Here is a 20,522-nt window from a genome sequence, read left to right on the forward strand (position 1 = left end):
TTACTTAAATTTGCCAAAAACGACCCAGTCTTATTAATGTGATTCCAAAAGCTTTTGTAATTTATTTAATAAAATTAATTAGATTTTATAAATTATTATAACAATATAGATATGTGAGAATAACTATTCTAATTCTTATTCGCACAAAATAATTTGCGAGATTATTAAAATTGGCAAATGACTAATTATAGCCAATTGTCCAGTGAAAAGGATATTAAAAAAATAATCACACAGAATAATTTTACGCGAATAACTATTCGAGTTTTTATTCGCGTAAAATTTGTCTAATTATTTTGTATTCTTATAAAATGAATATATAATATTAATAGAGGTAGATATGAAAGAGACATCAAATCTAGAATTAAAGGAAAAATTTAGCAAATCTTTTCTTAAAACTGTCAGTGCCTTTGCAAATTATGAGGGTGGAGAGATAATATTTGGAATAAATGATCATGGGCAGGTAGTGGGATTAAAAAATCCTGATATGCTTGCTTTAAATATAGAAAATACTATAAATGATTCTATAAACCCAAATCCTACATATAGTCTAAAAATAAATGATAATTCAACTTTAACTTTAAAAGTAAAAGCAGGTAAGCACAAGCCATACTTTTATAATTCAAAAGCCTATATTAGACATGGGACATCGAGTATTGAAATGGACAATCTAGAGCTTCAAAGTCTCATATTAGAAAGTTCTAATAAATCGTATGATTCACTAAAAAGTAATCAAAAAGAATTTACATTTGATTATCTAGAAAAAGTACTAAAAAAAGAACTGAATATAAATGAATTAAATCTAGATATCCTAAAAACATTAGAGCTATACAGTAACGAATATGATTATTATTCAATTGCTGGAGAATTATTTTCTGACAGCAATGATATGGTTGGAATTGATATAGCTAGGTTTGGCGAAGATATCAATACTATACGTGAAAGAAAAAATCTCAGTGGTCAATCAATTTTAAAACAGTTTGAAGATAGCCTAGCTATTTATAAGAGCAACTACCAATATGAAAAAATTGAAGGATCAAAACGCAACAGATACCAACAAATACCTGAAGATGCTTTTAGAGAAGCTGTTGCAAATGCTTTGGTTCATAGAAGATGGGATATCAAATCCAATATAAGAATTTCTATGTATGATGATAGGATAGAAATATCCTCGCCTGGAGGGCTTCCAAAAACAATAAGTGAACAAGAGTATTTGAAAGGCGACCTATCTGTAATAAGAAATCCAATTATTGCAAATATATTCTTTAGATTAGATATTATCGAACAATTTGGTACTGGTATTAGAAGAATAATTGAATCCTACAAAAAATACTACACTAAAGCAAAGTTTAATATAAGCCAAAACTCTATTAAAATAATACTTCCAGTAATAAAGAAGATAGATTTAACCGATGAAGAAAATCAAATTTTATCATTAATAAGTAAAGGTAATGATACCACGAAATCTATAGCAGAAATAAGTGGATATAGCAGGTCCAAAGTTCTCAACTTGCTAGATGGATTAATAAATAAAAACTTGATTGAAAAAATTGGTGGCGGAAGATCAACTAAATATAACAAAGTCATAATCTAATTGGAATATTGTCGGATCGATAATTGGAGTTATTTTAAGGAAAAAGGCAAATTTTAAAACCATTAGGGAATATATTTTTAAATCTAATGTTTGCTATAGTAGTCCATTAGTCTTTGTTTCTATTTCATATTTTGTTTGACGTATGGTTAATATGAAAAGATTAGGAAAAATATTGGGCTTGGCTGTAATGGTATTTCTTGAAACAGGACTTTTGTATCAGCCTTTGCACTAAGTGGAGCTTTTGGAGGAGGACTTGTTGGATAAATGATTATATTCCTCAATAAGCTTTTCCAATAATAGATAGTATTGGATTTTTGCTAGGTGCAGGAACGACAATGTTAAATGTATCTTAAGATACTATATCATCTATGATGCTTGCAAGAATAGCTCAAGGAAAAGATTGGATAGAGAAAGGTGAATTAAAAAATGAATAAATTGAAAATAGGAAACTTTCCGACACCAGTTTATAAAATAGATAGCTTGTCTGATTATTATGGGACAAATATTTACATAAAAAGAGATGATTTTTCTGGCTTAGAAGTTTCGGGAAACAAAATAAGAAAATTGGAATATTTGGTATATGATGCGATTGATAAAGAATGTGATGTTTTGATTACAAGTGGAGGAGTTCAATCAAATCATGCCAGGGCTACTGCTGCAGTTTCAGCCATGTATGGACTAGATTGTTATTTAGTACTTGAAGGTGAGCAAAAAGAATTTGAAGGCAATTTATTTCTGGATGAGGCCTTTGGAGCAGAAATTATATTTACAAACAATGTAAAAGATTCAATAGAGGAAATTGAAACTAAGCTTTATGACATAGGAAAAAAACCATATATAATTCCTATGGGAGGATCCAATTATATAGGATCAAGAGGATACTTTGATCAATACAAAGAAATTTTATCTTACGAAAATGAAAATAATATAAAGTTTGATACTATTACTTTTGCAATAGGTTCAGCTGGAACATATGCAGGTATTTATCATGCCAATGAAAAATTATCAGCTGGTGAAAAGCAAATTCATGGCATATCTGTTAATAACAGCGAAGAATTTTTTATAAAAAAAGTAAGCGAAATTTTAAAGGACAGCGAAGATGAAATTGATACTTCAAAAATCTATATAAATGATAAGTTTATAGGTCCGGGCTATGCTAAATATAGAAAAGAAGATATAGAATTTTATCTAGATATAGCAAGAAAAACAGGCATATTATTCGATCCATGTTACACAGGAAAAGCATTTGAAGGATTTATTTCTAATATTGAAAACAAGTTCGATAAAAATGGCAATCATTTATTTATCCATACAGGAGGAATTTTTGGGTGGACAAAAGAGATGAGAGAAATGGCCAAAGAAATAATAAGGGAAAAATAGATATATAATTTCAAGGATACTTACAATAGACTTATTAATGAAGCAAGCAAAGACCAATCTTTATCAAGCATAGGTCTATATGAAAAAACTGATAAATATGTCAAATTCTTCTTGACTTAACCCCAAAATCTGTAATATGGATTTTGGGGTTTTTTAATTTCAAAATATATATAATAAATTTAGAAACTGTTGAGCTATTAGCAAGAGCCTATATTGGGAAATTATAAATGCTATACTAAGAGGTCAATCAAATAGATATAGAGCCTATGTTATAATATATACATAAGGAGATGACAATGGAGACAACAAACAACCTGTACCAAAAACTCTGGTCAGCATCGGATGATTTGCGTAACTTTATGGATGCCAATGAGTACAAAAACTATCTACTAGGGATCATTTTTATAAATACTTATCAGACAAACAACTAAAAAAGATAGGAGATTTATTAGAACTAGAGACAGATGACTTAGAGCAAATCCAAGTAGCCTATGAGGATTACCTACAAACAGAAGATGCTGACTTACTCTTAGAAGAGCTCAAATACCAAGATGGCTTTATTATCAAAGCAGAGTACACTTTTACAAATCTAATAAAAGAGATAAGTGAGGGGACTTTTCAGCTAGATAATCTAAAACAAGCCTTCAATGATATAGAAAGGTCAGATGAAAACTTTGCAGGGCTTTTTGATGATGTCGACCTAGACTCAAATAGACTTGGCAAGTCTTTGCAAGATAAAAACAAAAGAATAGCCAACGTTATGAAACAAATATCAGGTATAAACCTTGCAGAATATTCTGGAGACATCCTAGGAGATGCCTATGAATATATGATATCTAACTTTGCCAGCGAATCAGGCAAAAAAGCCGGCGAGTTTTATACACCTCAAGAAGTCAGCAAGCTAATGGAAATGATAGTTATGGATGGTAAAGAAGATGTCAAAGGCTATACAGTCTATGACCCGACCATGGGGGAACGTGTCATAATAGTGATGGGTGCAGTTTGTGTTAATAAATCAACGGTTTCAAGAACTTTAACTAAATATATTTCGTGCATTGCTTAGAGTAATTAGAATCTAATTGCTGTGAGCAGTGCATGAGAGGTAAGGACATTAGCTCTTGAATAGTTGATAATTATCTAATACAATCATATTTAAGGTGATAGTTAGTTACGCATCAGTATAATTATGTTCATGTTGAATATCTTAGTAGAGCAAAGGGTAAAATTTAGTTAGATAAAGAGTAAGTAAATTATATGGAGTAACTTACTTTTTTAGGAGGAAGTGACAATTTGAAATACAAGCAAATATTTAACTCTGGAGTTACTTTTCAACAATTTTACGATACTGCTCAGGATAGATATAAGAATTATGCTAATAATGCGATAAGAAATTATTTAAATTTAGAGAGAGATTTAGAAAAGGTTAGTAGTATAATAAGCAAATTTAATATACTTGCGATTGAAGAAAACTGGTGTATTGATTCTATAATTAATATTCCTGTAGTTCATTGGTTAGAAAAAAATAATGAAAATATAAGACTTAAAGTAATAGATACAGATAGTTACAGTAAATTTATGCCTAATGGAAAAGTTATTACACCAACATTTATTATTATGAATCAATAATATCAGGAGATAGGGAAATGGGTTCAATATCCTAAAAGAATAATAGATGTGGTTGAATCTAAGGACCTAGTTCGAGTTATAGTAGAGAAAAGGAGATACCGACAGGGAGAATATATTGTAGATACATTGAAAGAGGTATTAGATATCCTGATTAACTATAGAAATAATATTTATTTAGACAGGAGGAATTAAAGTGAGTCAAGAAAATAAGATAAATCAATCTTGCTGTGGTCCAATACAAAAAACCATTGGTACCGTGGAAGAAAAAGAAAATTGCCCCAAATGTTACGAAATAGGAGAAAAGGTTAAGAATATAACTGTAAAGCATATGGTATCAGAAAACCTTATGGGAAAGGTTGTAGATGAAGAAACTTACTATTTATGTATGAATGAAGATTGTGATGTCGTGTATTATAACTTAAACAATGAAAGAGTTTTTTATAAGGATGAAGTAAAAGTTCCTATATGGTTAAAAAAGAATGCAAATCCCAAATATATATGCTATTGCAACCAAGTTACAGAGCAACAAATTATAAACGCTGTTTTAGATGATGGTGCAAAGAATATTAAAGATATTATTAGACTTACAGGGGCAATGAAAAATGGAAAGTGCGAAATTAACAATCCTTTGGGTAGATGCTGTAGTCCTTTTATTCAGGAAACCATCAATAAAGCATTAAATAGCAAAGAATAGTTTGCGACACATAATTTATAAAGTACGTCACAACAGTAATAAAATTAAAAATAATAAAAAACTATAGAATTAAAATTTTAGCGGTTCAGATGTAAAAATCTGGGCCGCTTTTTTATGTTCTCCGGAAAGGAGGTCACCTATATGGTAAATGATGAAGTTAATAATAAGGCTATAAATATTGAGATAAAAGTGGCTCAGTATTCAGCAAAGGCTATTTTAAAAGCTATGAAAAAGATTATAGAAGATGCCGCTGAAAAAAGCCAACCACTTGCAGATTATATTAGTGAAAAAGGAAAAACTAATTCAAGGAAACTTAAGGATATGGTAAAGAAAGGTCAGCTGGAAAATATTGATTTACAAAAGGGTGAAGTCAAGGAACTTAAAAACCAACTTAACCGATATGGAGTAAACTTTTCTGTAATGAAAAATAAGGAATCAGGCTTATATTCAGTATTCTTCCAGGCAAAAGATACAAAGGCAGTGGATCTAGCCTTTAAAAAGGCCATAGAAAGATATGAGAAAAAGGAAAATAAAAGAGACTCAACATATGATGATAGAAAAACTTATGGACAGGTAGTAACATTTAGAACTCCCTTTGCCTTTCAAGATGCTATAAGAGATGCCTTTAGCCTTTACTCCAATGGTGGGGGCAATTTTGTAACTGCACCTGATTATAAAGAAGCCAAACGCAGGTTTGAAGATGCAGCAGCTGGCTTATTACAATTTCAAATAGTAGATGATCCTGAGGTAGAGGTAGGCTATGAGAGCATGAAAGAGTTTTTAAAAGCCTTTCAAAAATTTGATAAAGCCAATGCAGCTGTGATGGTTTATAGTGATTATACTGATGAAGAAAGTTATTTTAAAAATATAATTGATGAGGACCAGCTAAAAGAATACATGGAATACTATGAATATGTAAAAGCTCTCATAGGTCCTGATGGGGATCCATCAGATGATGAATTTGACCTATTAGATATCAACTACCAACCTATTTCTATTAGCACCAACATCATAGACTATTCCTACCTAACCAGCCTTATCCAAGAAAAGGCCAATAGCAGGGGAGAGATGAATCATAAAAATAATGTTGAAATAAAAAAAACTCTAGCAGAACTTATCAAACAAAACCCAGCCAAGGGAGAGGTCTATAGGCAAATTATAGAAGAAATAGACCAAAACCCAGATAAATACCAAAATGCTATCATAGATGAAGTAGCCAAAGACAAATTTAACACCATTATTCAAGCCAATATAGACAAATTTGCAGATAACTATAAGGTAAACAAAGAAGACCTAGAATTTCTAATAGCAAATTACCCAATAGACAAAAAAGAAGTCAAAAAACCACTGGGAGAAGATAAGCTAATAAAAAACGCCAACAAAGACCTATACAATGAAACAAGTGGTGAAAATCTAAGCTTATTAAAATTTAAATCTAAGCTTAGAAAAGATACGCATAAGTTTATAAAGCAGAAGATTAGTCCTTATTTTGAGTAGGGTAATTATAAGTATTGTATCCAAACTCCAAACAAAGTAAGTTAAGAAAACTCAAGTAAATATAAAAGAGCTACTCTAGGGGTAGCTTTTTTTACTTACTATAGAATTTTGTAAGATTATAAAGTGTTTTTACATGTACACCAGTTGCATCTATTACGTATCAAGCTTATACTTTGATAGTAAGTCTGCTTATTAGGGTAAGAGTGTATTATATCGTAGATTATACTTATGTAAAAAAATAAGGAGGGGATTATCAAATTTAATTAAGTAATTTTTAATTTAAATTATGATAATTGACAATCGGGAGTATAAGAATAAAGTAATATTTAAAAGAGGAGGAAGAGTATGAAAGATAATAAAAAGAAATTAGGAGCTGTTTTACTATCATCTGCATTAGTGCTAGGAGCTTGTGGTACAGCAGATGATAACGGACAGACAGAATCAACTGAACCAACAACTACAACAGAGGAAACTACTGATACAGAGACAACACAAGACACTAACGAAGTGGAAGAAAAAGAAACTTCAAATGATGAAGGTGGTCACGGAGACATGGTGCACGATGAATCTGGTGAAGTTCCTGAAGGAATGAAAGAAGCAGAAAATCCAGCTTACCCAGTAGGAAGCGAAGTTGTTATTGAAAATGACCATATGCCAGGTATGAAAGGTGCTAAGGGTACAGTGGTAGGCGTATTTGATACTACTGCTTATGAAGTGACTTATAATGATACTGAGACAGGTGAAACTGTAGCTAACCACAAATGGGTAGTGCATGAAGAATTAGAAAATGCCCAAGATGAACCATACCAAGCAGGTGATGAGGTAGTTTTAGAAGCTTCTCATATGCCAGGTATGGAAGGGGCAACTGCAACTATTGATTCAGCTGAAAAAACTAATATTTATATGGTTACTTACACAGATACAGAATCTGGGGAAGAGATCGAAAATCACAAATGGATGTCAGAAGACGAACTATCTAAAGCTGAGTAAGTACCGTCTTGGTAATAAAAATAAGTATATTTAGCAAAAAAAGCTACCAATAAATGGTAGCTTTTTCTATGCTTATATCTATTTACTATAAGATTTTGCAAGATTATAAAGGGTTTTTACATGGACACCAGTTGCACCTTTTTCGTATAGGCCTTGGGATTTTGATAGGTAGGCTGTGCCTGCTATATCTAGGTGGACCCATGGTTTTTCTTCTATGAAGTTTTCTATAAATTGACCTGCTGTGATTGTTCCACCTAGTCTACCACCTGAGTTTTTGACATCTGCTACTTCAGATTCGTTGTATTTTCTTATGGTGTCATCATTTGGTAGTTGCCAGATTTTTTCGTCTGCTTCATTGGCTGCTGCTAACACTTTTTCAAATGTTTCTTGGTCATTTGTAACAGCTCCTGTGTAGGTTTCTGCAAGGGCTACTAGGCATGCGCCTGTGAGTGTTGCAAGATCTACTATAAATTCTGGGTCGTATTCTGTCACTCCGTAGTTTACTGCATCTGCTAGAGTTATTCTTCCTTCAGCATCTGTGTTATCTACTTCTATTGTGAGTCCATTTCTTGCTTTTATAACATCTCCTGGTTTGTAAGACCTGCCTGAAATACTATTTTCACAAGCTGCAACTATTCCTACAACATTTACTTTTAGTTCGTTTGATGAGATAGCATCTAGGGCTCCGATTACTGTTCCTGCTCCGCCCATGTCAGAATTCATAGTTTTCATACCGTTTGATGGTTTTATAGAGTATCCACCTGAGTCATAGGTGATACCCTTACCTACAAATACTAATGGTTTTTGTTCTTTTGGTCCGTTTAGGTATTCGATAACGATAAGTCTAGGTGGATTGTCTGAGCCTTTTCCTACTTCTAGGTATGCAGTAAGGCCTAAGTCTTTGATTTGTTTTTCATCATAGATTTTAACTTCTACATTTCTTGTTAGTCTTTCTTTAGTAGCTTGGGCTAGACTTTCTGGGTAGATGTCATTTGAACGTAGGTTTACCAAATCACGAGCAAAGGCTTGGGCATCTAGGACTGTTAGTTGTTCTGGGATGGCATTTGAGTTTTCGTCATCTAAATCTTCGTCATCTAAGTCTTCTTTGAAGTTGATATTCTCTATCTTGCCAGATTTTTCTTCTTTGTAGTGGTCAAAGTTATAGGAAGCTAGGCTTACTGCTTCTATTATTTGGCTTACAAACTCATTATCTTCTATATCTATGTTTTCTTTTTCAAAGCTAAGCTCACCCAAGTCTAGTTTGATAGCTGATTTTGCTAGTTTGTAGATAGCTTTTTTAAAACTTTCTTTGTCTAGTTTATCTTTTTCGCCTAGACCTAAAAGAATGGTACTTTCGCTTGGATTTGGGAGTATTTCTCCTAGCTCTGCCTTAAAGTATGGGTTGTCTGTTTGGTTTTTGTAGGCAAAATTTACTAGGTTAGTTTTTTTGTTATTATTAAAATTTACTTGCATTTCTTCTCCTTACAATAAATCATCTTTGGGATTTGTCTTTACTGGATCATCTAGATGGCTATTTAGGCCAATAGATGCATCTTCTGATTTTGATATAACTGAGATAGACCCTTGGCTTTCTAAAATTACGGCCTGGACTTGTTCTAGAGAGCCTATTCCACTAGACCTAACTGCCTGTAGGATTTCTCTTTTTGTCACTCTTTCATTTTCCATAGTTTTATATAAAAAATGGTCATCATAAAAGAGTAGGGCTGGGTCAGATTTGATTTTTTCTTCAAAACTGTCAGACTTATAAGCTAGCCTACTTATGATATATTGACCTGCTAATAATACTATGATTGCTGTTGTTCCCTGGGCAAGCTTTACATCCTTGCTTGTTAGCACAGATGCGAAGACTGACCCTATGGCAATGGTTATTATAAAGTCAAATATATTTAGCTTTGATAAGCTGCGCTTACCAGTTATCCTAAGGGCTATGATTAGGAAGATATAGATTAAAATACCTTTTATAGCTGTAGAATAAATGGTTACAAAGTTATTATAGAATATATTTCGCATATTACTACTTTCATAATTAGTATAAATTATTAATAAAAATTAGTAAAATTATTATATTTATTTTAATTTTTATTAAACTTATATTGCAAAAGAAATCCTAGCACTATTGAATTTGTAAGATTTTACCTATAAAACTATTATGTTTTTCATCTATTGCATAAGATTGTTATTTATTAATAATGGTCAGGTATTTTAAAAATACAAATATATTTTTAAGGAGGATTATGTGGAAAATATAATCAGTATTGCCAATTGGATGTGGGGTAATGTTATTGCTTCCATATTATTAGCAGTTGGTGGTCAAGTAGGTAGATGGTTAGTATTCTTTGCTATAAGTTTATTTGGATTTACTACTTTAATTGTCGACTTATTTTATGGGGAGAGTAATATCCCTCTAATCTTAGGCAAAAACTACAAATGGACACTTATAATTTATAGAATAATTGCCTTTATCATGTTCTTATTTGCTAGACAAATGGATCTTTCCAATATTTGGGGATTCATTGATGTATTTGTCGGTATAGTAGTATTTATAAACCTTATTTGCTTATTCTTATCATATAAGGATGTAAATTAGTTTTAAATGACTATCAAAAACAGCTTGATCAAGGAATAGAAGAACCAGTATAGGATAGGGGCGAAGAGCACCGCCTATACTAGTTTTATTAAAAGTGTAAGGAAAATCCTTACACTTTTTTATCCCCAAAATTCTTCTGCTATTTTTTGACCTTGGTCAATCTTAGCCCATTGCTCATCTATAGTTAGTTCATTTCCTCCATCACATGATGCAAAACCGCATTGGTGGGATAGGTATAGTCTATCCTTATCTATAATCTGGCTGGCTTTTTCAAGCAAGTCTTTAACTCTATTTTCGTCATCTAGAGTGTTAGTTTTGCTAGAAAGTAGGCCTAAAACTATTTCGTTATCTTTATCTTTAAAAACCTTTAGAGCATCTATAGATCCTGCACGTTCATCATCCCATTCTAGGTAAAATCTATCGTAGTTTTGTTTTTCTAAAAATAAATCTGCAATTGATTCATAAGATCCATCACTCATAGACCTAGAATCGTAGTTACCCCTGCAATTGTGGGTGTAGACTTTTAGGCCAAGTTTGTGGGCATAGTCTATCACATCATTATTTATTTCTATAAATTTATAGGCTAGGTCTTTTTTCTCTGCTTCTGTAGAATCAGCTGAAAATGGTGAAGCTTCATTATCTTCTGCAAATAATTCCCACAAGCAGTCATCAAATTGGATAATTTCACCGCCAGCTTTTTTAAAGTCATCTAAAAATTCTTTGTATGATGCTTTTAAGTCTTCTTCAAATTTGTCAATTTTGCCTGCATAGTAGCCATCATCTAGTCTGCCAAATAAGGATAGTTCTCCATAAATGTGTGATGGGGAAGGGATGCATTGTTTGACTTCTCTATCTCCTGCAAGTTCTTTTAGTCTTTTAAAGTCATCAATAAATGGATGGTTTTTGCCATTTAATTTATCAGTTAATTTTATTCCTATATCTTTTCTGGTTTCGTATTTTTCTTCATTATCTTTTTCTCTAAAGAAATATCCACTTTCATCGATATATCTTTTTACTCCATGTAGGCCCCAAACAAAGTCAAGATGCCATAGGGATTTGGAATATTCACCATCAGTTATTTGTGGCAATCCATGGTCAATTTGTGCATCGACTATATTTTTTACAGCCTTATCCTCAGTTTCTTTGTAGCCATCGATGTCATCGTAAAATGGATAAGTGATGTCATCCCTGTGTTCTATTTCGTTTTTGAATTTTAATAACTCTTCTTCTCTTAGTAACGATCCTACTGTCAAAAATCTTTCGCTCATTGTTAGCTCCTTTATTAAAAATATTTAGAAATAAAACGCCAAAGCAAAATTAAAAAAGACCCCGTCCTTAAAAAGGACGAGGTCACTCGTGTTACCACCTTAATTTTATATCAATCTCACAATTAATAACTCATCAGGTACAAATTTATACCCTAGCGCTGTAACGTGCGCACACGGATTATCTTAAAAATTCGGATAATCAACTTAGAGGCCATTTTCACCTTGCCATCCCTAGACTAATCTCACCAAACTTAGCCTCTCTGGGTAGGTCTTAGCAAAGCTACTTTTCTCATCAACGTTTTTATTTCTAAGTTCATTATAGGGGGTCAATTTTAATTTGTCAAATATTTTTAGTATTATGATATAAAAATATTTATAATTATTAATCAACTAAGACTGGTATAATGAATATAGCAATAATCAGGTAGGTAGTTATGAAGCGAATTATCTTAGCAGGCGGTGGCCACGGTCACATAAATATTCTTAAAAACTTGATAAAAAATCCAATCAATAACTTTGAAATAATCTTGATAACAGACTATAAAAGACAGTATTATTCGGGAATGCTGGCAGCTTTTATAGAGGGGATTTACAGCGAGGATGACATATCCTTTGATGTGGCAAAACTTTGTAAAATGGCAAATGTTAGATACATAGAGGAGAAAATTACCGCTATTGACAAGTCAAATCAAAAAGTTGTCACAAAAGTGAATAAGTACTCCTATGATTATTTATCCATAAATCTAGGATCCTCGTCTAAGGTTAATTTTCCAATTGATTCTCCAAATATTTGTTTGGTAAAGCCTATAAAAAATGTGGTGGATGCCAGATCAAGGATAAGCATTCTATCAAAAACAAATCCTAATTTAAAAATCAGATTTGTAGGTGGGGGTGCTTCTGGCATAGAACTTGCCCTATCTTTTAGATCAGTCTTTCCAAAAGCTGATATTTCAATAATTACATCAAAAAATATTTTGTCAAATTTCAATAATCGTACAAAATCAAAGCTAGAAAATATTTTTAAAGAGAAATCTATAGAAATTATCAAAGGTGAGAGGGTAAGTCTTATCAAAGATAAAAAAATATATACAAATAGTTTTATATATGATTTTGATTTTGCCTTTGTGACTACAGGATTTGTAGGTCCACATATAAATTTTGATGGATTTAATACTAGGTGCTGTAATTTTATAGTAGTTGATGAGAATTTATTTGCTGATAAAAACGTTCTAGCCATGGGGGATGTGGCAAATTTAGAAAAATATCCATCCATGACCAAGGCTGGAGTTTTTGCCATACGCCAAGCTCCTATTTTGTATCAAAATTTATTAAAACTAATTAATAACCAAAGAAATTTTATTTCATATAAGCCCCAAAAAAATTACCTGCAAATTATAAATTGTGGAGATAGGACAGCCTTGGCAAACTATGGCAACTTCTCAATATTTGGTAAATTACCTTGGAAATTAAAAGATAAGATTGATAGGGATTATATGAAGATTTAAGCAAAAATATTTTATTTGTATAATAATCAATAAATAATTTTATAATTAATTATATTAACGAAAAAGACTAAAAAGATTAAATAAACAAAAAGTTAAATAAAATATATTAATTAAGCCCCCGGGGGATAGATTAATTTTGTTTAATACTAGTTTATTATATTTAAAGATTGTTTTACAATGACTATTTAATATTATATAATATAAGTAACAGAATAATAATATAATTTTGTTGGGCACTCCCAAAGGCTGGTTCCTTCTCAGTTTTTGGGTGTTTTTAACTAGAAAAGGAGGGGAATTTTGTCTAATGTAAAATTAAAAAATATTTCTAAAATTTATCCAAACGGTTTCAAGGCTGTTGATGGGATAAATCTTGATATAAATGATAAAGAATTTATTGTTTTAGTTGGTCCCTCAGGATGTGGCAAGTCAACAACGCTTCGTATGATAGCTGGGCTTGAAGAAATATCTGATGGGGAACTATATATAGATGATGAATTAGTGAACTTAGTAGAGCCAAAAAATCGTGACATAGCCATGGTTTTTCAGTCATATGCCTTATATCCTCATATATCTGTAAGAGATAATATTGCCTTTGCATTAAAAGTAGCAGGGGTAAAAAAGGATGAGCGATACAAAAAGGTAGATGAAGTCGCAAAAATACTTCAGCTTGAGCCTGTTTTAAATAAAAAACCTGGCACTCTTTCTGGAGGACAGAGGCAAAGGGTGGCACTTGGTCGAGCTATGGTCCGAGATCCAAAAGTTTTTCTGTTTGATGAGCCGCTTTCAAATCTAGATGCCAAATTAAGGGTGGCCATGAGGGGAGAGATAGTTGCCCTTCATAAAAATTTGGAAACTACCTTTATATATGTAACCCATGATCAAACAGAAGCAATGACCATGGGAGATAGGATAGCGGTTATGAATGAGGGTATTGTTGAACAATTTGATACACCAGGCAATCTTTATCACAATCCTAAAAATCTTTTTGTGGCAGCCTTTATTGGATCACCACAGATGAATTTTTATGATGCAAGCTTAATCAATGACGGCAATAATATTTCTGTTAATCTTTGGGATAAGGTTTTAAATTTACCGGAATCTATAAAAAATAGACTGAATTTAAAAAATTCACACCAAGATATAGTTTTGGGTATCAGGTCTGAAAATATTTATTATGCTGATAGCAAGGGTGAAAGCACTATCAATGTCATTGCAAAAAAAGTAGAGCAATTAGGTAGCGACACCTATGTTTATTTTGATACACCAGCTAGTAAAAATGAGTCGGTGGCAAGATTTAATCCGCCACGCAATGTTTCTATAAATGAGGAGATTGGTCTAAACTTCGATTTAGAAAAAATAATTATTTTTGATAAAGAAACTGGTCTTAACATTTTAAAAACTGAAGATATTTCTTATTTTTAGGAGGCAATTATGACAAAATCTAAGCAAAAAAATAAATTGCCTTCAAAAATTACAGACCTATCTTTTGGTCAGCGAATAAAATTTTATCTAAAAAGATACTGGCAGTTATATATTTTTCTTTTGCCTGCCTTAATTTACTTTTTAGTTTTCCACTATGGGCCTATGTATGGGGTACAAATTGCTTTTAAAAAGTATATGCCATCACTTGGCATTACAGGCAGTCAATGGGTTGGTTTTACTCATTTTAAAAAGTTTTTTAATTCTTATTATTTTCAAGATTTAATCAAAAATACTTTGGGCATAAGCATATATGAACTGATTTTAGGATTTCCTATGCCAATTATATTGGCCCTTGTTTTTAATGAACTTAAGAATGGTTTTTTTAAGAAATTTGCACAAACAGTAACCTATGCACCACACTTTATTTCAACTGTAGTAATAGTCGGAATGCTGGTTTCTTTTTTATCACCATCCACAGGGGTTATTAACCATATAATTGCAGGCTTAGGGGGCAATCGCCAGGCATTTTTAGAAGACCCAAAATGGTTTAAAACTATTTATGTCTTATCAGGTATTTGGCAAAATACGGGCTGGAATACCATTATTTATATGTCAGCCCTAGCTGGAGTTAATCCAGAGCTGCATGAAGCAGCAGCAATAGATGGGGCAAGTAGACTTCAAAGATTAATTTATATCAACTTACCAGCATTGATTCCAACTATGATTATATTATTAATCATGAATTTTGGATCAATAATGTCCATGGGCTATGAAAAGATATTACTTATGCAAAATCCGTTAAATATTGCATCAAGCAATGTAATCTCAACATTTACCTACCAACAGGGTTTGATAGATGCTAACTACTCATATGCTGCAGCTGTTGGATTATTCAATGCGGCAATCAATGCTATTTTGTTACTCACAGTAAATAAAATTACTAGAAAAATCACCAATATTGGTTTGTGGTAGGAGGACATATGAATAAGAAAAATTCGGATAAGATTTTTGATATCATAGTCCATGTTATTGTCATATTAGTTTTGATAGTAGTTTTGTACCCTCTTATATATATAGTATCAGCTTCGATTTCTTCCCCAATTGCGGTTAATTCTGGCAAAATGCTTTTACTCCCTAAAGATATTACATGGGAAGGATACAAAATAATCTTTAGAAATAAAGATATTTGGAATGGATATCTCAATACAATTATTTATACATTGGTGGGGACCTTGGTAAATCTTGTATTTACTATTCCAGCAGGATACGCCTTGGCAAGGCGCGAACTACCGGGTCGCAATTTCTTTATGAAATTTATCCTAGTAACAATGTTTATCAGCGGGGGATTAATTCCGTCATATTTATTAATTACAGGACTTGGTCTTAAAAACTCCATGTGGGCCTTGATCCTACCTGGAGCAGTCTCAGTTTATAACTTAATTGTTGTAAGGACGTATTTTCAGACCAATATCCCAGAGGAGTTAATAGAATCAGCGGTCATTGATGGAGCAAGCTTTTTTAGGATATTTTTTGAAATAGTATTGCCACTTTCAAAACCGATTCTAGCTGTTATGGCTTTATTTTATGGTATAGGCCATTGGAACCAGTATTTTGGAGCTCTTTTATATATAGATGATAGGAGCAAGTATCCTCTTCAAATGATTCTAAGGGAGATTTTGGTAATCCAGGATATGAGCTCAAATCCAAATATGTCAATGTCAGGTGAGATGGCTAAGTTTTTATATAGCCAACAACAATTAGCCCAAGTTATAAAATATGGGGTTATGATAGTTTCAACACTTCCAATCATAATTATTTATCCATTTTTACAAAAATATTTTGTAAAGGGTGTCATGATTGGATCAGTGAAAGGTTAAGGAGAGAGAATGAATAAAAAAATATTATTAGCAGCAGGAATGGTCTTTGCCCTAGCAGGATGTGGGAATAATTCAGATACACCAGCTGAAAAGGCTGATACTGGTGCAAAAACTAGCAATATTGAAGTAAATAAAGAAGGCTATCCAATAGTAGATGATCAAATAGAAATGTCGATGATAGCTCCAGGTCTAGGAATCAATGAGTGGAATGATATGGATTTTATCAAAGACTACGAAGATAAAACAAATATTAAGCTAGATATTACTACACCACCACAATCAGAATTTAAAACGAAACTAAACCTTGCTTTAGCAAGTGGGGATATACCAGACGTTATTTATGCGGGTGGTCCAAATACTTTAAATGCTGCTGCAGAAGTAGACTATGGTAGCCAAGGATTATTGGCTCCCTTAGAAGATTTAATTCCAGAATATGCTCCAAACTTTAATAAGCTTATGGAAGAAAATCCAGAAATCAAAAAATCAATTACAACAACAGATGGCCACATATATGCCTTACCATATATAACTGAAGGTCCTACTTCAAAATGGGTTATGGGTCCAATTTGGTATAATGGTGAATGGCTAAAGGCTTTAAATGTAGAACAACTACCAGAAACAACTGAAGAATTTAAAGAACTAATGCTGCGTTTTAAAAATGAAGATCCAAATGGCAATGGTGAAGCTGACGAAATTCCTATCTCAGATGTAAACTTCTCAGGCCTACGCCCTTGGTTCTTGCCAGCATTTGGTATCAAAGGCTGGGGTCCATTTGAAAAAGATGGCAAAGTTTCATATTCATTTACAGACCCTGGATTTAGAGGATATTTGGAATATATGCATGATCTTTATGCAGAGGGAATAATCGACCAAGAAATCTTCTCCCAATCAAAAGAGCAATTACAAGCAAAGGGTCAAGAAAATAAAGTTGGAGTTTTCCAAGAATGGTTCTCATACTTTATAACAGGCCGTGAAGAGGCAGATGCAGTAAATGATCCGATGTTTGCTCCACTAACAAGTGAATATCAGAAAACACCACTTATGCCAATAGGACCTGGTATCAAACGTGGTTCGTTTGCAATTTCTAGCAAAAACCCATCAGTTGAAGCATCCCTTCGTTGGGTAGATACATTCTACACAAAAGATGGCTTTGATTATTTATATTATGGACCAGAAGGTTCATTTTGGACATGGAATGAAGATAAAACAGCAAAAGAATACTCTGAAGCAGCACAAAATTCTGATGACCCAGAAAAATATCGTGGATTTGTAACCCCATCTTACGGAATCACAGTTCCAGCTTACTCTGTACCACTAGATCCAATTGGTGGTGAAAAAGAAAATCCATTCAATGACTTTATTGAAAAAGAAACTGAAGAAAAAATTCTAGCAAACGGAGAGCAAATATTCCCATTAACTTACCTTACAAATGAAGAAAACGAAGAAGTTAGTGACATTACAGTTGAGCTAGAAACATATATGAAAGAAAACGAAGCTCAATTTATAAACGGATCTAAAGAAATAAATGATCAAACATGGCAAGAATATATAGATACAATGAATAAAATCGGAGCTGAAAGACTAATAGAAATCTATCAAGCAGCTTATGATAGATGGAAAGCTATTAAATAATGTATAATAAAAATAAATTGATTAAAATAGGAAACTTTTTGGGAGATATATTTATTCTCCAAGGATATTTTATAGGATACTCACTGAGGGGAGGCATCATTCTTGGTGTCTTCCCTTCTTTTTTAGCTGTGGTAAAAGTTTTGACATCAATATTTTACAAAGAAAATCCAGATGCAATGAAATACGAATTTCAAAATGCATATAGGGAAAATTTTAAGATAGCCAATCAAATTGCTTGGCCTACTATATTATTTTTTGGATTATTAATCTACGATTATTATATAAACAAACAAATTTTGCAAAATGGTGTGCTTAAAATTGTTTTACTTATTTTAATTATTTTTATGTTAATATTAATAACTCATTTACCGATTAGTATTTTAAGATTTGATTTAAAAATTAAAGAATATTTTAAGCAAGCTTTTTTCCTAAGCCTAAGCAGTCCCTTAGAATTATTTTCTATAATTGCAAGCCTAGTTTTAATCGAAATAATATTTATGAAAGTTCCAATTCTTATTTTATTTATGGGAGCTCCTTTACTAGCCTTACCCTTTGCCTGGTTTTCCTATAATTCTGTAGAAAAAGTTCTTGCAAAAAAGGAGGGAGACTAATGTTTATTTATCTTTTAGATATAGAAATTAAGATTTATGATAGCTTTAGCCTAAAGGATAAGAGAAAGGTTGTAAAGTCAATTATTGATTATGCAAGAAACACCTTAAAAATATCATCAGCAGAAATTTCAGCAAATGATATTAAAAATTTTGCCCACCTAGGCTTTGTGACTATCTCAAATCAAAACGATAGGGCAAAGGAATTCTTAGAAAACTTGCTAATAAGAATAGAAAAGAATTATCCAGTAGAAGTTACCAACTACTCAATAGAAAGAATCTAGATCATAAGGGTATGATGATATCATATACTTATATTTTTAGGAGGGAAAAATGAAATTAATTTGTTATAAAAGATGTACAACCTGCAAGGGTGTGGAAAAAATGCTAGAAGAAAAAAATATATCTTATGATTATAGGGATATAAAAGAAGAAAACCCAAATGCAAGTGAACTAAAACAATGGCACGAAAAAACACAATTGCCAATCAAAAGATTTTTTAATACATCAGGCAAAATTTATAGGGAAAATAATATCAAAGATAAATTACCAGAAATGACTAATGAAGAAGCTTATGACTTACTATCAACAGATGGCATGCTTGTAAAAAGACCAATCCTTTTTACAGATGATGGAGAAATTTTCGTAGGACCAGATGTCAAAAAATATGTAGAAAGTCTATGAAATTTAAAATAGAAAATAAAACTAAAAGATATATTTTTTATCTAATAATTCTTTTAATCTTATATTATTTTGTAGAAACTCTGCCCCTTAGACAAAGGCAAAGCAGAAATGACATGGTCTCAGAAAATATAAAATCATTAGAAGATACAACCAAAGAATTATCAGATATAATTGCTCAAGATAAGGAAGCTATTAATAATTTTTTTTATAATCAAAAGACAAGCGAAAAAATACTAGGCCTAATAAAAACTTATCCAGCCGACAGGGAATTAAAAATAAGTGATAATGTAAAAATATTTTTGCAACAAGAGGGCAACCCTGTCAAAATTAGCTATAAAGACAATGAATTTGAAATTGTAAATACCAAAGTTAGAGATAGTGAAGATAGCAAAAACAATGTAGCTATCACTTATGACGTCCTAGTTACAAAAAATCCAAATGCAGCCAATAACTATGAATTAATCCATGACTTAAAAACCTACATGGTTGATTCTTATGGCCAAGATGCCTTTGATAATTTTTTGGATAGGATTATTGAGCAAACAATAAAGGAAAATGAAGAATTAATTAATAAGTTAAATACTGGAAAGAAGGAAAAATGAGTTTTGAACTAAGAGGATTGGATAAATTGTCAGACCAAGAACGTATGGATGAGCTAATTAATTTTGTAAAAATCCAACTTGATGATGAAAGTGATCCACTTGCATTGATGAGCAATATTTCGAGTTTTATAATGGCTTGTATAAAAGACTTAAATTGGTCTGGATTTTATTTTTTAAGAGACAATGAATTAGTTTTAGGGCCTTTTCAAGGATTACCTGCCTGCACAAGACTCAGCTTAGATAAGGGTGTTTGTGCAAAATCTTTTAGAGATGAGAAAATTATAAAAGTAGATGATGTTCACGATTTTGCTGATCATATCGCTTGTGATAGTGCATCTAATAGCGAACTTGTGATACCACTTTTTAAGCAAGGTAAAGTCTATGGAGTTTTAGATTTGGATAGTCCCATTAAAAATAGATTTACAGCTACAGAGGTGGATGGATTTAAGATTATTGGACAGATGATTGAAGAAAAAATATATCCATTCTAATGGCAGTTTAAAGTGTAAAAATATTTTGTAAAATTTTGCTTTTTTTG

At 31.9% G+C, this 20,522-nt stretch carries 21 protein-coding genes, 1 pseudogene and 1 other annotated feature; of the genes and pseudogenes, 19 read left to right on the forward strand and 3 right to left on the reverse strand.

Going from position 1 to position 20,522, the window contains the following annotated elements; translation table 11 throughout:
* Window positions 1–337: 337 nt before the first annotated feature.
* The 8 genes and pseudogenes from OC526_RS02790 to OC526_RS02825 all read left to right on the forward strand — a co-directional run bounded on the left by OC526_RS02790 (window position 338) and on the right by OC526_RS02825 (window position 7,778).
* Window positions 338–1,591 (forward strand): ATP-binding protein, encoded by a 1,254-nt coding sequence (locus OC526_RS02790; RefSeq protein WP_262122070.1) that lies wholly within the window; start codon window positions 338–340, stop codon window positions 1,589–1,591.
* A gap of 426 nt (window positions 1,592–2,017) precedes the next feature.
* Window positions 2,018–2,971 carry a D-cysteine desulfhydrase family protein gene (locus OC526_RS02795; protein ID WP_262122071.1) on the forward strand — a complete coding sequence of 318 codons (954 nt, stop codon included), beginning with the start codon at window positions 2,018–2,020 and terminating at the stop codon, window positions 2,969–2,971.
* Between the two features lie 359 nt (window positions 2,972–3,330).
* Window positions 3,331–3,683 (forward strand): annotated as a pseudogene (locus OC526_RS02800) (type I restriction-modification system subunit M N-terminal domain-containing protein); the annotation flags it as partial.
* Between the two features lie 48 nt (window positions 3,684–3,731).
* Window positions 3,732–4,034, forward strand: coding sequence for an SAM-dependent methyltransferase (locus tag OC526_RS02805; protein WP_262122370.1), 303 nt, complete (start codon window positions 3,732–3,734; stop codon window positions 4,032–4,034).
* Between the two features lie 227 nt (window positions 4,035–4,261).
* Entirely contained in the window at window positions 4,262–4,597 is a 336-nt protein-coding gene (locus tag OC526_RS02810) for a thioredoxin family protein (RefSeq protein WP_262122072.1), read from the forward strand.
* Between the two features lie 211 nt (window positions 4,598–4,808).
* Complete coding sequence (locus tag OC526_RS02815) at window positions 4,809–5,291, forward strand: Csac_0668 family 2Fe-2S cluster-binding (seleno)protein (RefSeq protein WP_262122371.1); 483 nt, start codon at window positions 4,809–4,811, stop codon at window positions 5,289–5,291.
* Window positions 5,292–5,432: 141 nt separating this feature from the next.
* Complete coding sequence (locus OC526_RS02820) at window positions 5,433–6,788, forward strand: type I restriction endonuclease subunit R, EcoR124 family (protein WP_262122073.1); 1,356 nt, start codon at window positions 5,433–5,435, stop codon at window positions 6,786–6,788.
* 345 nt (window positions 6,789–7,133) lie between these two features.
* Window positions 7,134–7,778 carry a YdhK family protein gene (locus tag OC526_RS02825; protein ID WP_262122074.1) on the forward strand — a complete coding sequence of 215 codons (645 nt, stop codon included), beginning with the start codon at window positions 7,134–7,136 and terminating at the stop codon, window positions 7,776–7,778.
* 78 nt (window positions 7,779–7,856) lie between these two features.
* Here OC526_RS02825 and OC526_RS02830 read toward each other — a convergent pair whose 3' ends face one another.
* Window positions 7,857–9,251 carry a leucyl aminopeptidase gene (locus OC526_RS02830; protein WP_262122075.1) on the reverse strand — a complete coding sequence of 465 codons (1,395 nt, stop codon included), beginning with the start codon at window positions 9,249–9,251 and terminating at the stop codon, window positions 7,857–7,859.
* Between the two features lie 9 nt (window positions 9,252–9,260).
* Complete coding sequence (locus OC526_RS02835; RefSeq protein ID WP_262122076.1) at window positions 9,261–9,809, reverse strand: DUF421 domain-containing protein; 549 nt, start codon at window positions 9,807–9,809, stop codon at window positions 9,261–9,263.
* A gap of 226 nt (window positions 9,810–10,035) precedes the next feature.
* On the opposite strand from OC526_RS02835, the gene OC526_RS02840 reads away from it, so the two are divergent.
* Window positions 10,036–10,386 (forward strand): alanine:cation symporter family protein, encoded by a 351-nt coding sequence (locus OC526_RS02840; RefSeq protein ID WP_262122077.1) that lies wholly within the window; start codon window positions 10,036–10,038, stop codon window positions 10,384–10,386.
* A gap of 119 nt (window positions 10,387–10,505) precedes the next feature.
* On the opposite strand, the gene OC526_RS02845 is transcribed toward OC526_RS02840, so the two are convergent.
* On the reverse strand, window positions 10,506–11,654 hold the full coding sequence (locus tag OC526_RS02845; protein ID WP_262122078.1) for a 5-methyltetrahydropteroyltriglutamate--homocysteine methyltransferase: 1,149 nt from the start codon (window positions 11,652–11,654) through the stop codon (window positions 10,506–10,508).
* 69 nt (window positions 11,655–11,723) lie between these two features.
* Window positions 11,724–11,959: a binding site (T-box leader), on the reverse strand.
* 129 nt (window positions 11,960–12,088) lie between these two features.
* On the opposite strand from OC526_RS02845, the gene OC526_RS02850 reads away from it, so the two are divergent.
* The 10 genes from OC526_RS02850 (at window position 12,089) to OC526_RS02895 (ending at window position 20,475) form a co-directional block, all read left to right on the forward strand.
* The gene (locus OC526_RS02850) at window positions 12,089–13,159 is read left to right on the forward strand and encodes an FAD-dependent oxidoreductase (protein WP_262122079.1); all 1,071 of its coding nucleotides are present in this window, start codon (window positions 12,089–12,091) and stop codon (window positions 13,157–13,159) included.
* Window positions 13,160–13,456: 297 nt separating this feature from the next.
* On the forward strand, window positions 13,457–14,581 hold the full coding sequence (locus OC526_RS02855) for an ABC transporter ATP-binding protein (protein ID WP_262122080.1): 1,125 nt from the start codon (window positions 13,457–13,459) through the stop codon (window positions 14,579–14,581).
* A gap of 9 nt (window positions 14,582–14,590) precedes the next feature.
* Window positions 14,591–15,553, forward strand: coding sequence for an ABC transporter permease (locus OC526_RS02860; RefSeq protein ID WP_262122081.1), 963 nt, complete (start codon window positions 14,591–14,593; stop codon window positions 15,551–15,553).
* Between the two features lie 8 nt (window positions 15,554–15,561).
* Window positions 15,562–16,458 (forward strand): carbohydrate ABC transporter permease, encoded by an 897-nt coding sequence (locus OC526_RS02865; RefSeq protein WP_262122082.1) that lies wholly within the window; start codon window positions 15,562–15,564, stop codon window positions 16,456–16,458.
* A gap of 9 nt (window positions 16,459–16,467) precedes the next feature.
* Entirely contained in the window at window positions 16,468–18,090 is a 1,623-nt protein-coding gene (locus OC526_RS02870) for an extracellular solute-binding protein (RefSeq protein WP_262122083.1), read from the forward strand.
* Window positions 18,091–18,128: 38 nt separating this feature from the next.
* On the forward strand, window positions 18,129–18,701 hold the full coding sequence (locus OC526_RS02875) for a YesL family protein (protein ID WP_262122084.1): 573 nt from the start codon (window positions 18,129–18,131) through the stop codon (window positions 18,699–18,701).
* Complete coding sequence (locus tag OC526_RS02880) at window positions 18,701–18,982, forward strand: DUF503 domain-containing protein (protein ID WP_262122085.1); 282 nt, start codon at window positions 18,701–18,703, stop codon at window positions 18,980–18,982. The genes OC526_RS02875 and OC526_RS02880 overlap by 1 nt, the downstream gene beginning before the upstream one ends.
* A 49-nt stretch (window positions 18,983–19,031) precedes the next feature.
* Entirely contained in the window at window positions 19,032–19,382 is a 351-nt protein-coding gene (locus tag OC526_RS02885; RefSeq protein WP_262122086.1) for a Spx/MgsR family RNA polymerase-binding regulatory protein, read from the forward strand.
* Entirely contained in the window at window positions 19,379–19,984 is a 606-nt protein-coding gene (locus OC526_RS02890; protein ID WP_262122087.1) for a hypothetical protein, read from the forward strand. The genes OC526_RS02885 and OC526_RS02890 overlap by 4 nt, the downstream gene beginning before the upstream one ends.
* Complete coding sequence (locus OC526_RS02895) at window positions 19,981–20,475, forward strand: GAF domain-containing protein (protein ID WP_262122088.1); 495 nt, start codon at window positions 19,981–19,983, stop codon at window positions 20,473–20,475. The genes OC526_RS02890 and OC526_RS02895 overlap by 4 nt, the downstream gene beginning before the upstream one ends.
* Window positions 20,476–20,522 lie beyond the last annotated feature (47 nt).

It is taken from the genome of Anaerococcus sp. Marseille-Q5996 (assembly GCF_946893725.1).
GTDB lineage: Bacteria > Bacillota > Clostridia > Tissierellales > Peptoniphilaceae > Anaerococcus > Anaerococcus martiniensis.